Origin of the sequence: Umezakia ovalisporum Ak1311 (assembly GCF_029891685.1) — a bacterium.
Taxonomy (GTDB): domain Bacteria; phylum Cyanobacteriota; class Cyanobacteriia; order Cyanobacteriales; family Nostocaceae; genus Umezakia; species Umezakia ovalisporum.
On sequence record NZ_JANQDJ010000049.1, the window covers coordinates 22,304 to 35,881 of the forward strand.

Consider the following 13,578-nt stretch of genomic DNA (forward strand, 5'->3'; position numbering starts at 1 on the left):
AAAGCGGGGGATCTAAATTTTGTTAAGCAACTACAAAATTCACCAACTTGCCAGGAACTACAATCACTTTTTTAATCTCCTTACCTTCAAGGTAACGCTGAACCACTTCAGATTCACGCGCGTATTTTTCCAAGTCAGCCTTATCAGCTTGTGCAGGAACACAAATATCAACACGTTTTTTGCCATTAATTTGAATTACCAAAGTAATTTCTTCTGCTACCAAAGCAGCCCGGTCAAAACATGGCCAAGTCTGAGTGTGAACAGAATTAGTATTACCCAGCAAGTGCCACAATTCCTCAGCAATGTGTGGAGCGAAAGGAGCTAACATCATCACTAAAGTCTGAATACCTTCAGCATAAATTGGCGAATTTTTGCACTCGGCATCAGTAAGAGCATTACTTAACTTCATCAATTCAGAAACAGCCGTATTAAATTGATATTCGTCTTCCAAGTCCTCCGTTACAGCTTGAATAGCTGCGTGAATTGCCCGGCGTAATTCCTTTTCTGGTTTACTTAAATTAGAAACTTGGGCTTGCTGAGTTGATACTCCAGCCCCAGCATAATCTGTTACCAAGCGCCACACCCGATTCAAAAAGCGGAATTGTCCTTCTACATCGGCTTCATCCCACTCCAGGTCTTTTTCTGGTGGTGCTTTGAACAAAATAAACATCCGCGCTGTGTCCACACCATACTTACTAATTACATCTTCCGGTGCTACACCATTACCCTTAGACTTGGACATAGTAGCATAAAGGCGTTGTAATGGTTCACCCGTGTGGGGGTCCCTGGGGTCCTCTGGGTTGACTAAATGTGAGGGAACCCATTTATCTTTACCACTTTTATTAGGATTCATGTAAGTTAAACCCTGTACCATCCCCTGGGTTAACAAACGTTCAAAAGGTTCATCAAAATTCAATAAACCTCGATCCCGCAACACTTTAGTAAAGAATCTCGAATATAACAAGTGTAAAATGGCATGTTCAATACCACCTACATACTGATCCACTGGCATCCAGTCATTAGTTTTAGCAGGGTCGAATACCTGTTGTTCATTTTTGGCATCAGGATAGCGCAAGAAATACCAAGAAGAATCAATAAAGGTATCCATTGTATCGGTTTCCCGCCGAGCTGGAGTGCCGCAAGTCGGACAAGGAACATTTAGCCAGTTTTCCAACTGAGTCAAAGGTGAACCACCACGTCCAGTCAATTCCACCTCTTCTGGCAACTTCACTGGCAAATCCTCATCTGGGACTGGCACCACACCACAATTGGGGCAATGAATTATCGGTATGGGTGCGCCCCAGTAACGTTGTCGAGAAATCAACCAATCCCGCAAGCGATATTGCACTCGCAGTCTACCAACATTGTTTTCCTCGGCATATTTAGTGATTGCAGCTTTGGCATCTGCAGAATTCATCCCAGTAAAAGGCCCAGAATTAATTAAAATTCCCGGTTCAGTATATGCCTCGTTATATTCAATATTAATAACTTTTGTGATTTCATCTGTTGCTAATGCTGGCGTTAAGTCAAAATCTGCCACATCTTCCACAGAAGCAATGACAAATTCAATAGGTAAATCATAAACACGGGCAAATTTAAAATCTCGCACATCGTGGGCAGGTACACCCATTACTGCCCCAGTACCATACTCATACAACACATAATCAGCAATCCAGATGGACACTTCTTCCCCCGTAAAAGGATTGATGGCTTTACCGCCAGTGGGGACACCTCGTTTTGGTTTATCTTCGGCAGTACGTTCTAACTCACTTTGCTGGGAAACTTCTCGAATAAAAGCTTCTACATTTCTTTTGTGTTCTTTGGTCGTAACAACCTTGGTTAAAGGATGCTCTGGTGCCAATACCACATAACTAACACCATAAACTGTATCCGGGCGCGTGGTGTATACAGGGATTTTTTCATCCATCCCCACCACAGCAAATTCTAAATAAGCACCTGTAGATTTACCAATCCAATTCCCTTGCATCACCTTGACCCGTTCCGGCCAGCCTGTTAATTTATCTAAATCATTGAGCAATTCTTCAGCATAGTCAGTAATCTTTAAAAACCACTGCCGTAATAGTTTGCGCTCAACTTTTGCCCCACTGCGCCAAGAACGTCCTTCGCTATCAACTTGCTCGTTGGCCACCACTGTTTGGTCAACAGGGTCCCAGTTAACTGCTGCTTCTTTTTGATAAGCTAAACCTCCTCGCCAGAACTGCAAGAAAATCCACTGCGTCCACTTATAATAATCAGCCGAACAAGTAGCAAGTTCACTATCCCAATTAATAGACAAACCAAGACGCTTTAATTGCTGACGCATTTGAGCAATATTTTCATAAGTCCACTTTGCCGGTGGAACTCCTCGGTCAATAGCGGCATTTTCTGCTGGCAAACCAAAGGCATCCCAACCCATTGGGTGCAGCACTCTATATCCTTGCATTCGCTTGAGGCGTGCAATTACATCAGTGATAGTGTAATTACGGACGTGACCCATATGGAGGCTGCCGGATGGATAAGGGAACATGGAAAGAGCGTAGAATTTTGGCTTGTGACTATTTATAGCTGTCTGATCTAAGCCAAGTTCCGCCCATGTTTGTTGCCATTTTTCCTCAATGTTTACTGGGTTATATCGGGAATCCACCAAAAATTCTCCTAGGGGACTGTAATCGTGTCTGCTTAAATATTGTAGATGCTAGGTACTGTAATAAGTTGCTGCAAAATAATATTTCCTGGCTGAGTTAAAATTTTTGTTGAGCATCTACTCAAACCACCTCAAGCTAATTATCCCAGTTACAAAGATTCAAACTCAGCTGTAAATCCTGGCAAGTTTGCACACTCTTCCTGAAAAGCCTCAGCATCACTGACATCTTCTATTTTATATTCCATGATCCGCGTGCCATCTGGCATTTTCTTAGAAGCAATACATTCACCTTGATACTTATCTGACCTAATTTTGAAACTAGCACCTTGTTGTTTCCAAGCATCACCCGAACAAATAACACTAACCCGCCACATAGTTGATCTCATTTACTAGAATTTAGTTTTAATCATCTCATAAACGTTACACCATTTTTTTAGTGATTTTAGATTTTCTCTCTAAAGGAGGTATTTATTTATTTAAACATCTATTACGATATGGGTGCAAGATAATGTCTGAAAAATTTTATCCAATTATCTCAAAAGGAAAAATTAACAATGCCTAACAACATCAAAGAGCAAATTAAAACTGACCTACAGCAAGTAAAAGAAACTGGAAAGTTAAGAACTGATCGCATTCGTGAAATTGTCAAAACCGCCGTTTCTCAGCTTGGTTCTGAGTTAAAAGCAGGTTCCAGCGAAATTCGTTCTTTGGTAAAAGATGCAGTTTCCGCTGTGGTGGAAAGTTTGCAAGGTAAAGGGGCAGAAATTAAAGAAGAACTCACAGCATCAATTGAAGGTGCCCTGGAAGGTGCTAATACTAAAAGACACGAAGCTATTGTCAAAACTCAAGCAGAGTTGAAAAAGCTACAAGCTCAATTGAATCAAGAAGAAGAACAAATTCAACAAGAAGTTGACGGTATGTTAGCGGAAATTGAAGAAACCACCAAAGATAAAACTGCTGATACTAAAAATGCTATTATTTCCGCCATCAATGCAGTTAGAGATAGTGAAGAGTTTACATTAATAAAGAAACGTTATGCTCAACTCCAAGCACAACTAGCCATTATTCGCGCCAATTTAGCTGCACGCTACGGCGGAAGAGATGGTGAAATTAAAGATTATATCGACGAAGCAAAACACTGGTATAATCAAGCTCGTCCACAAGCTGAAGCCGTAGCTACACAAGTAGAAGAAAAGCGATCACAGTTAGAAGATAAACTAGGTGAAGCTGGTTCAGTTATTGCTAAAAAAGAGCGTCAAATTAAACAAACTTTAAGAGAGTTATTGCTATCAACAGCTGACTTGTTCAAAGAGGAAGAACCTGCACAGAAACAAGAAAAACTTCCTCAAAAGAAATAAGCTAGTACGAGCAACACACAACTCCCCAAAATTCCCGACTCATTAAAGATGTCGGGAATCTCAACCTTTCGCCCTTAGCAAATCACATATGAAAATCTAGACATTGACCAAAAAAAACTAGGGTGGTAACTAACCCCATATTTTAGTAGAAAACTGCAATTATTAAATCCTAGGAAATGCGTCTTTCTTTATTCATTTCTTCTTCATGTTTAGCAATAACCCACACTGCATGGATGCTACCAGGAAGCCAACCTAAAAGTGTAAGTAAAATGTTAATTAACAAAGTTGGGCCCACACCCACTGTGAGAAAAACACCTACAGGAGGTACTAATAAACCTAAGAGTAACCGAACTATTTTCATGACTTCTTCATCTTGTAGAATTGGTTTTCTCTGAAAATCCTGAAATTATCCCGCTTCATCCTAATACTCATCTAGAAGGTAATTCCCCTTGGCCATTTACATCCCCCCTGGATAAAGCAAGACTTTTTTCGGCAAAGTATTTGTTCATAAAGGTGCTAGCAAAAGAGAGAATCACCGGTCCTAAAAGAAATGCCACCAGCCCACGCACTGCGAACCCAGGAACCAGCACTGCGGCTAACCAAAAACAAAAACCGTTAACTATCAGCGAAAATGCTCCTAACGTCAGGAAGTTAAGTGGTAGCGAAAAAGTGGAAAGTACTGGTTTAACTGAACCGTTAATTAAACCAATTACTAAAGCAGCAATTAACGCAGCCGGAAAATTAGCAATATTTACACCTGGGACAACTAAATCAACAATTAATAAACTCAATGCTGTGGCTATAGCAGTTAAAAATGTTCCCCACATTGTTTTTACTAAAAATTACTGATACACTTTTTACGAATCTTGATACTATTATTCAATAATTACTAAAATTTTGTCTCTGATGAAAGATAGATTTCGGTTCCACCTTTAGACCAGTGTCTTGGTGTCTCGGTGGTGAAATTTATCTCATAACCACAAAGGCACAAAGACACAAAAATCCTATGATTGTTTAACAGCTTTCATGGACAAACTAATACGCTTTAATTTTTCGTTAACTTCCAACACCTGCACCTTAACAAGTTGCCCTACTTTGACAATTTTTTGAGGATTATCCACGAATCTATCAGCTAGTTGGGAAATATGTACTAAGCCATCTTGATGTATACCAATATCCACAAAAGCACCAAAGTTAGCAACATTGGTAATAATTCCCTCTAATTCCATTCCCGGCTGTAAATCGGTAATTTCTTTAATTCCTTCCCTAAAGGTGGCATACTTAAACTCTGCACGGGGGTCTCTACCCGGTTTCTCTAATTCCCTCACAATATCCCGCAGTGTAGGTTCACCAACACCGTCAGTGACGTATTTTTTCAAGTTTATGTTTTTGAGTTTTGCGGCAACTTGTGTCACCTGATTTAACGGTACATTTAAATCAGCTGCCATCGCTTCCACCACAGGGTAACTTTCTGGATGCACTGCTGTATTATCCAAAATATTATCACCACCACGAATTCTCAGAAAACCCGCAGCTTGTTCAAAAGCCTTTGGCCCCAACTTAGCAACTCTTAACAGTTGTCGGCGGTTCTTAAACACTCCATGCTCGTTGCGATGAGCAACAATGTTATTAGCAACTGTGGGTGTGATTCCAGAAACAAAAGTCAAAAGTTCTTTAGAAGCCGTGTTTAAGTCCACACCCACGTAATTGACGCAACTTTCTACAGTTTCATCTAATTTCTTTTTCAGCAACTTTTGATCTACATCATGCTGATATTGTCCCACACCAATAGATTTAGGATCAATTTTAACCAATTCCGCCAGAGGGTCTTGTAACCGTCGACCGATACTAATGGCTCCACGCACGGTAATATCCAAGTCAGGAAATTCTTCTATTGCCACCTTACTGGCAGAATATATTGATGCACCCGATTCATTGACAATGACTTTAATCGGTTTGCAGTCCATATTTTGTAATACCTCGCCGACAAACTCATCTGTCTCACGGGAAGCTGTACCGTTACCAATTGCAACTAACTCAATGTGATACTTTGCAATTAAATTTTTAATGGTTTGTGCGGCTTTGGCCCGTTGTTCCGCTCCTTGGTGAGGAAACACCCCCTGATATTCTAAAAATTGTCCAGTTTGGTCCAGTACCACAACCTTACACCCAGTTCTAAACCCTGGGTCTATAGCTAGTGTTGGCTTCATCCCGGCTGGTGCAGACAATAATAATTCTCGCAGATTTGCTTCAAAAGTTTTAATCGATTCCATATCAGCATAAGTTGTTTTTTCAGAAATCACCTCACTCATAATGGAAGTTTTCATCAGCCGATTAAATGCGTCTTTGAGTATTGCTTGATAAAAGTCTCGAATTATAGGATTTTTATTCTTAATCTCTTTTGATTCCAAATATTTAAGTACCAAATCTTCATCAAAAGCAATTTCATAATTCAAGACCTTCTCCGCTTCACCGCGACACAAAGCCAGCATATTATGGGGTGCAATATTCCTTACCCGCATTTGATAGTTGCGGTACATTTCAAACTTGGTTGTACCCTCGGGATAATCCTTTTTAATCTGAGAAACAAATATCCCCTCTGCTAAAAAGTAATCACGCAAATAAGCCCGTAATTCCGCTTTTTCTGCCACCTCTTCCGCTAAAATATCAGCAGCACCCTTTAGTGCTTCTTGTGGTGTTTTTATTCCCTGGCTCTCAGCAACATAGTTTGCTGCTGCTCCTTCTAGTGATGCCGTTGCAGCATTTTTGATATTTAGGGACTTTATAAACTCTGCCAAAGGTTCTAGCCCTTTTTCTCTCGCGATGGTAGCGCGGGTACGTCGTTTTGGTCGATAGGGAAGATACAAATCTTCCAGTTCAGTTTTTTGTAAACAGGATGAAATTTTGGCTTTGAGTTCATTCGACAGTTTGCCTTGTTCAGCGATCGCATTGAGAATCACCGCCTTGCGTTCTGCCAATTCTGTCAAATAAGTATATCGCTCAAAAACATCCCGCAGTTGGACTTCATTCATTTCACCAGTGCGCTCTTTGCGATAACGTGCAATAAACGGAACCGTCGCACCTTCCGCTAAAAGTTCTAACGCGTTTTGTACCTGATGCGGTTTGAGGTTAAATTCAGTCGCTAGTAGTTGAGGAATATTCAACATTGGGTGTTTAATTTAAAAAAGTTACTCCTAAATGTAATATGCTGGATCCTCGATACAAGAATAGCAGCAAGCGTTGACTTACTCATTGGATTTTTGCAAAATCTCAAGGTACTAGACGGTTAATTAATTTCAAGGATTTTGTATAAAATTTATAAATTTTACTTAGTTACAAAATTAACAACCATTATCAAAAAGTTTTCGTTTGCTTTGATATACTCTTGTATTTTATTTACGAGGATAGTCAAAATGCACTTGTCTTTTTTAATTCCCCTCTGTACTGGTTTAGCCATTGGTTATGTATCTAAAAAGTGTCACGGTGAAATAGCCTATCTCATCAGTTTATTTACAGTGATCAGTTTAATCTTAAGTTTAGTATTAGCACCTTGGCAGTTTCAACTCATGCTATTAATTTTTGTTATGGTCAGCAGTGAGATATTTTTACATAGAAATTAGAGAAGTACCTCCCATGTTGCAATAATCCAAGTTTTACAGTGACAAATTAATGTCATTTTATGAATCATTGCTGTACAAGAATTTTAGCTACTTGAGGATATAATACTTTCATATCCTCTAATAATAAATCAAGTGCCACATCCTGGATCAGTGACAAACTATCTGTCCCTTCACTCACCAATAAGAAGTTTTCCCATATAAGTGGACGTACCCCGACTCGAACGGGGGACCTCTACGATGTCAACGTAGCGCTCTAACCAACTGAGCTATACGTCCCTAAACAAATCATAACCTAACATAACATACATCTCACAAAAAAAGCAAATATTAATTTTTATGCACTTTTCCCAGTTCCACAGTCCCAGAACCCAACCTCATAGGATTGAGTCCCAAAACTTTCAACCAACATTGGTTATGGGTGATCTTAAAACTCAAATCAGAACTACATCATTAAACAATCATCCCATATCACATGGCAACATACTTAGACACATCCTTTAGGAAGATGACCTTAATAAATAGTACGTTTAAATTAATTTTGGTGTGTCGAATAACTGCTTTCTATGGAGGTTTAGCCAAATGCTAAACCTTTTTTATGTTCGCAATGTCAAGTCATATCACATTGTAAAATATCTGGACACTTCCTATTGGAAGATGAATAGTGTAATTGCAAGAGTTAAGTTAATTTGATAGATTCTACTTCTACTAAGGCTTGGTTTATTGCCAAGCCTTTTTTATAGCGCAGCAACTTTATTGGTCAAATTATATAGTGTTTATCTCAGTTTTAAGTAATATTAGAAACTTGAAATTCTCAAGGATTGAACTAAATAATTTATTATTAGCAAATATATTAATCTAGTCCAGTTATTATCACATTTAAGCAAATTTAGACATAACCTATAGATAGATGAAATTGACTATAAATATATTTAGACTTACAAGATATGGTAAACTCTTGGTATATAATAGGCTTGGCTAATAGTCAAGCCTCTTTTGTTATTATTTAACTCAACTTAATACTCAATTTTTTAGTGAATCTAAAAAAACGTTTTGCCATCCTAGCATACATAAGATTAATTTAATATCTTTCAATAGGTAAAGAAAATAATTTGTTTCTAGTGTTATCATTCAACGTATTAATGCCTGAAAAATATGTTAACACCCTGGAATAACAGCCAGGGTTTTTTTATAAGCATGAAGAAACATATATTTCAATGGCATGAATTTGCACTACAAAATGATTATAATTTGTTATAAATATAACAATGCCTACCACATTGTAGAAAATTTGTACACATCTTTAAGACAGATGAATTAATATACATTAATATATAAATTATCTAGATATGGTAAACACCTGGTATATAAAGGCTTGACTGTTGTTCAAGCCTTTTTCATACTTTTGATGCATCAATAAAAATTAAGTAATATAAAATTATATCTCAAGAAGATGAACTTTCAAAATATTAATTTAAAACAATGACTTACTATATTGTTAAGCACAGCAATAATCGAGGTTTGGTTATCAACCAAACCTCTTTTTGTGATTAAAAAATTATTGTTTATCAGTTTTCATTTTATTTGCACACATCCTTTAGGAGGATGAACTAAAGAGGTAGAAATATTAAATTAATATTGGTGTAGTAAATGCTTGGTATACATAAAGGCTTGGCTTGGCCAAGCCTTTTTCCTTTATAAGGATGGATGAATTTATATCATTTTTAGAATACACATATATAATTTAAGCCACAGCAAACACTATATATTGCCATAGCATATTCCAGAATAAATTGGATATTTTTTGGCAAAAACTTGCTTTTCTTTCTCAACACTGTTCTAACTATTAATCAAGAAAAAACCAATTTAATAACACCATAAAATTAAGAACATACCCTGCCGGAAAATATATGGTTGTTAATTTTAAAAACAACTTCTTATTCCTGTAAAATATGTTACTTAAGTTTATACTTAAATTGGACATATAAAATTTTTACATACAACTAAACTATTTGATAGCATAACACCACGAACCACACAGGCACAGAAAAGCCAATGAGTTAGGCAGATTTCCCAACTTGTTAGCGAAGCTCCGTGAATCAGAAAATTGAATAAAAGCCGTCCTAAATTTTTGGTAAATTCTGATAGACTCTCTAGTGAACTAGAAACTTTACGATAAATATAATGTAAATTTCTACCAGAAGCCAATAAAAGCCCAACTTAATAGCTGACTATGGTAGAAAGGACTCACTACAGCCATGAAAATGAGGATTCACCACAAAAATTTCAGATGGCTTAGTCAGCTTTGTAGGCTGCAAGTTAGCAGATATAAGCTTGGTCTTTATCGTTCTTTTATTTCATACCGTAAAATCTATGACACTTCAACTCACAGTTCCCAATATGGCCTGTTCTGCTTGTGCAAACAATATTACCAATGCCGTTAAAACAGTTGATGCCAATGCCATTGTTCAGGCTGATCCACAAACCAAATTTGTGAGCGTAGAAACTCAAGCCTCAGAAACAGCAATTAAGGATGCTTTAGCTGCTGCTGGCTATCCAGTTGCTTAAACCTGACATCAAGTTGCATCCTTGAGATGCAAATTCTGCTGGATAACTCTACATAAGTAAAAATGGTTTACTTAGCATGGATACTCTCAGACTCAAACTCCGAGGCATGAGTTGCGCCTCCTGTGCGAACAATATCCACCAAGCAATTCGCTTAGTTCCAGGGGTGATTGACTGCAACGTTAACTTTGGTGTTGAGGAGGTCACCATCAATTATGACCAAAAAAGCACTGACCTAAAGACCATTCAAGCCGCTATTGCCGCTGCGGGATACTCCTCTTACTTACTTCAAGAAGATATTCTTTCCCTAGAAGATGAGCTTGAGACAGCAAGTAAATTAGCACAAGAAAGGCAAATTACCCGCAAGGTGATAGTAGCTGGTGTAATCAGCATCATTATGTTTGTCGGATCCATACCCATGATGACCGGGCTACACCTACCCTTTATTCCAGCATTTCTCCATAACTCTTGGGTGCAGTTACTGTTAACTACACCAGTGCAATTCTGGTGTGGTTGGACTTTTTACATCAATGGATGGAAAGCCCTAAAACACCATACGGCAACCATGGATACTCTGATGGCGGTGGGTACTAGTGCGGCATTTTTATATTCTGTGTTTGTTACTCTCTTCCCTGGATTTTTCATTGCTCAGGGCTTGATGCCTTATGTGTATTATGAAGTTTCTGTGATTGTGATTGCTTTAATTTTGTTGGGCCGATTATTGGAATATCGCGCTAGGGGAAAAACTTCCGAAGCCATTCATAAACTCATTGGACTACAACCCAAAAATGCCAGAGTCATTCGCGATGGCATGGAAATGGATATTCCCATCACTCAAGTCAGAATCAATGATGTGATTTTAGTGCGTCCTGGAGAAAAGATTCCTGTAGATGGGGAAGTGATTTCAGGTAGTTCTACAGTAGATGAGGCAATGGTGACTGGTGAAAGTTTACCAGTGCAGAAGCAACCAGGGCATGAAGTCATTGGGGCAACGCTCAACAAAACCGGTAGTTTTCAGTTTCGGGCCACACGAGTGGGAAAAGATACATTTTTGTCCCAAATCGTCAAACTCGTGCAGCAAGCACAGGGTTCTAAAGCACCAATTCAAAGATTAGCAGACCAAGTTACAGAATGGTTTGTACCTGTTGTCATTGCCATCGCCATCGCCACTTTTGTTATTTGGTTTAACTTCATAGGTAACTTGACCTTGGCAATCATGACAACAGTAGGTGTACTAATTATTGCCTGTCCCTGTGCCTTGGGTTTAGCCACTCCCACTTCAATTATAGTCGGTACTGGCAAAGGTGCGGAAAATGGCATATTAATTAAGGATGCCCAAAGCTTAGAATTAGCACACAAAATCCAAACCATTGTTCTCGATAAAACCGGCACTTTAACTCAAGGAAATCCCACAGTTACAGATTTTGTCTCTGTTAACGGTACAGCCCATGAAAATGAACTCAAGCTTTTACAGTTGGTTGGTTCTGTAGAACGGAATTCTGAGCATCCCTTAGCTGAGGCAGTGGTAAAATATACCCAGTCCCAGGCAGTGAGTTTAACTCACACCGATAACTTTGCAGCTGTGCCAGGTAGTGGTGTTCAAGCTGTAGTTTCAGGCCGCTTAGTACAAATTGGTACACAACGTTGGATGTCAGAACTAAAAGTTAATACTGACACCCTCCAGGAATATAAACAAGCTTGGGAAGACGCGGGTAAAACTGTAATTTTAATCGCTGTAGATAGCAATATACAAGGAATAATGGGTATTGCCGATGCCTTGAAACCTTCCTCAGCAGCAGCGGTAAAAGCACTACAAAAGTTAGGTTTAGAGGTAGTAATGCTCACTGGAGATAATCGCCAAACCGCAGAAGCCATCGCTCAAGAAGTTGGCATCCAGCGAATTTTTGCCGAAGTGCGCCCACACCAAAAAGCAGCTATGATTCAATCTTTGCAAGCAGAGACCACAAAAGTGTCCCATCCCCAATCCAAAATTGTCGCTATGGTAGGTGATGGCATTAACGATGCACCTGCACTAGCACAAGCAAACGTGGGAATTGCCATTGGCACAGGAACAGATGTGGCCATAGCCGCTAGTGATATTACTCTGATTTCTGGGGACTTGCAAGGAATTGTGACAGCAATTCAACTCAGCCGGGCTACTATTCGCAATATTCGCCAAAATCTTTTCTTTGCTTTCATTTACAATGTCATCGGTATTCCTGTAGCTGCGGGAATTCTTTTCCCTTTTTTAGGTTGGTTCCTCAATCCTATTCTCGCCGGTGCTGCAATGGCTTTATCTTCGGTGTCTGTGGTCACAAATGCTCTAAGATTGCGTAAATTTAAACCAAAAATCACCTTTTGAACTGTACAAGCATTGAGCGAATGTTGAGCAAAAATATACTTTGGGCTAGCCTTACTGCTTTAGGCCTGTCTGTGGGAACTACACCACCAGCAGTGCCAACTTCTTCATCCCTGGAAGTTACGCAATTTCAACCCATTGAGCAACCTTTAGCATTGAAACTTGGTGTGACTATTGGCGGTCTAGGGTTAATTACACTAGAGCTATGGTGGTTTCTGTTCAGTAAATCGCCACGACAAACCAATGGCAAAGAACAATAATCAATCTTGAACAGAGAAGCGATCGCAGTTCCGTATAATTCCGCACGGCGATCGCGTTGTTGATTAATCCCTAGCCACAGGAATCGATCATGAAGATTGTAATTCGCTTTTGGTAATTAATGATTGCAGTGGCAAGCCCCCCATTTGCCCTAAATCTTTTCATCAGAATTTACAAAACCCCTCTATGACTTGCTTTCAACTCTTCCATCTTCCTTCAAAACAAGTTTTGGCGGTGAATTTTTGTATTTCATGAAAATTCTACTAGGTTTTCAGCTTAAAATTACTTAAAAGTTAAATTTATAGTTAACTTGGCCACTTGCACCATATCCCCAAGCTATTATGACTGAAATTTTTCCTTTCCATTTTGAGGTAAACACGGCAGCGATCGCCGGCGCGAGTTTGTGGTCATTGGCCCTATATTTAGCTTTTTCGCCACTCCGGGACAAGATTATTGAGTTGCTCAATCGCTGGTTTAATTTTGCCGAGCGATCTCTTTATACCAGCCAAACAGAATTTGAAAAGACACGCCAAGCCAGAGAATCCCAAAATGCTTTTTATGCTTCACTATTTAGTATCGTGCCTTTCCTCATATTTGGTGCTTTATCCAACTGGCTCATAGATATTAGCCTAGGACGCAGCTGGGGCATTAGCATGGGGATTATGGCTTCTATGATTTCTGCTATTTATGAGCTAGCTCGTCAAAGCGAACAATCAGAAGAATAACTTCATAAACCCCACACCATAGCTATTTACCCATCTGTTAATTCTTTGTTGT

The 13,578-nt window shown here is 39.1% G+C and carries 11 protein-coding genes and 1 tRNA gene; 6 read left to right on the plus strand and 6 right to left on the minus strand.

Translation table 11 applies throughout. The annotated features are described in order from the left end of the window. Nucleotides 1–22: 22 nt before the first annotated feature. Together leuS and NWP25_RS09085 are read right to left on the minus strand one after the other, a co-directional pair. Nucleotides 23–2,644 (minus strand): leucine--tRNA ligase, encoded by a 2,622-nt coding sequence (gene leuS / locus NWP25_RS09080; protein WP_280649477.1) that lies wholly within the window; start codon nt 2,642–2,644, stop codon nt 23–25. 149 nt (nt 2,645–2,793) lie between these two features. After that, nucleotides 2,794–3,018 (minus strand): hypothetical protein, encoded by a 225-nt coding sequence (locus NWP25_RS09085; RefSeq protein ID WP_280649493.1) that lies wholly within the window; start codon nt 3,016–3,018, stop codon nt 2,794–2,796. A 180-nt stretch (nt 3,019–3,198) separates the two neighbouring features. On the opposite strand from NWP25_RS09085, the gene NWP25_RS09090 reads away from it, so the two are divergent. Further along, the gene (locus NWP25_RS09090; protein ID WP_280699239.1) at nt 3,199–4,002 is read left to right on the plus strand and encodes a histidine kinase; all 804 of its coding nucleotides are present in this window, start codon (nt 3,199–3,201) and stop codon (nt 4,000–4,002) included. A gap of 169 nt (nt 4,003–4,171) precedes the next feature. Here the strand turns inward: NWP25_RS09090 and NWP25_RS09095 are convergent, their stop codons facing one another. The 3 genes from NWP25_RS09095 to NWP25_RS09105 all read right to left on the minus strand — a co-directional run bounded on the left by NWP25_RS09095 (nt 4,172) and on the right by NWP25_RS09105 (nt 7,169). Next, nucleotides 4,172–4,363 (minus strand): YqaE/Pmp3 family membrane protein, encoded by a 192-nt coding sequence (locus NWP25_RS09095; protein ID WP_280649479.1) that lies wholly within the window; start codon nt 4,361–4,363, stop codon nt 4,172–4,174. A 67-nt stretch (nt 4,364–4,430) separates the two neighbouring features. Beyond that, nucleotides 4,431–4,829, minus strand: a complete 399-nt coding sequence (locus NWP25_RS09100) for a phage holin family protein (protein ID WP_280649480.1) — start codon at nt 4,827–4,829, stop codon at nt 4,431–4,433. Nucleotides 4,830–5,006: 177 nt separating this feature from the next. Continuing rightward, entirely contained in the window at nt 5,007–7,169 is a 2,163-nt protein-coding gene (locus tag NWP25_RS09105; RefSeq protein WP_280649481.1) for a Tex family protein, read from the minus strand. A 246-nt stretch (nt 7,170–7,415) separates the two neighbouring features. On the opposite strand from NWP25_RS09105, the gene NWP25_RS09110 reads away from it, so the two are divergent. After that, on the plus strand, nt 7,416–7,622 hold the full coding sequence (locus tag NWP25_RS09110) for a hypothetical protein (RefSeq protein ID WP_280649482.1): 207 nt from the start codon (nt 7,416–7,418) through the stop codon (nt 7,620–7,622). 202 nt (nt 7,623–7,824) lie between these two features. On the opposite strand, the gene NWP25_RS09115 is transcribed toward NWP25_RS09110, so the two are convergent. Then, nucleotides 7,825–7,898, minus strand: a tRNA-Val gene (locus NWP25_RS09115). Between the two features lie 2,094 nt (nt 7,899–9,992). Here NWP25_RS09115 and NWP25_RS09120 point away from each other — a divergent pair. The 4 genes from NWP25_RS09120 to NWP25_RS09135 all read left to right on the plus strand — a co-directional run bounded on the left by NWP25_RS09120 (nt 9,993) and on the right by NWP25_RS09135 (nt 13,526). Next, nucleotides 9,993–10,187: a heavy-metal-associated domain-containing protein gene (locus NWP25_RS09120; protein WP_280649483.1), complete on the plus strand. Its 195-nt coding sequence runs from the start codon at nt 9,993–9,995 to the stop codon at nt 10,185–10,187. A gap of 76 nt (nt 10,188–10,263) precedes the next feature. After that, on the plus strand, nt 10,264–12,546 hold the full coding sequence (locus NWP25_RS09125) for a heavy metal translocating P-type ATPase (RefSeq protein WP_280649484.1): 2,283 nt from the start codon (nt 10,264–10,266) through the stop codon (nt 12,544–12,546). 20 nt (nt 12,547–12,566) lie between these two features. Beyond that, nucleotides 12,567–12,803 carry a hypothetical protein gene (locus NWP25_RS09130; protein WP_280699241.1) on the plus strand — a complete coding sequence of 79 codons (237 nt, stop codon included), beginning with the start codon at nt 12,567–12,569 and terminating at the stop codon, nt 12,801–12,803. A 336-nt stretch (nt 12,804–13,139) separates the two neighbouring features. Continuing rightward, complete coding sequence (locus tag NWP25_RS09135) at nt 13,140–13,526, plus strand: hypothetical protein (RefSeq protein ID WP_280649494.1); 387 nt, start codon at nt 13,140–13,142, stop codon at nt 13,524–13,526. Nucleotides 13,527–13,578: the final 52 nt, after the last annotated feature.

Excerpts from the sequence above, each read along its gene's own strand:
- NWP25_RS09085 (WP_280649493.1), bottom strand. The coding sequence starts at position 3,018 with ATGTGGCGGGTTAGTGTTATTTGTTCGGGTGATGCTTGGAAACAACAA.
- NWP25_RS09090 (WP_280699239.1), top strand. The coding sequence starts at position 3,199 with ATGCCTAACAACATCAAAGAGCAAATTAAAACTGACCTACAGCAAGTA.
- NWP25_RS09095 (WP_280649479.1), bottom strand. The coding sequence starts at position 4,363 with ATGAAAATAGTTCGGTTACTCTTAGGTTTATTAGTACCTCCTGTAGGT.
- NWP25_RS09100 (WP_280649480.1), bottom strand. The coding sequence starts at position 4,829 with ATGTGGGGAACATTTTTAACTGCTATAGCCACAGCATTGAGTTTATTA.
- NWP25_RS09105 (WP_280649481.1), bottom strand. The coding sequence starts at position 7,169 with ATGTTGAATATTCCTCAACTACTAGCGACTGAATTTAACCTCAAACCG.
- NWP25_RS09110 (WP_280649482.1), top strand. The coding sequence starts at position 7,416 with ATGCACTTGTCTTTTTTAATTCCCCTCTGTACTGGTTTAGCCATTGGT.
- NWP25_RS09120 (WP_280649483.1), top strand. The coding sequence starts at position 9,993 with ATGACACTTCAACTCACAGTTCCCAATATGGCCTGTTCTGCTTGTGCA.
- NWP25_RS09125 (WP_280649484.1), top strand. The coding sequence starts at position 10,264 with ATGGATACTCTCAGACTCAAACTCCGAGGCATGAGTTGCGCCTCCTGT.
- NWP25_RS09130 (WP_280699241.1), top strand. The coding sequence starts at position 12,567 with ATGTTGAGCAAAAATATACTTTGGGCTAGCCTTACTGCTTTAGGCCTG.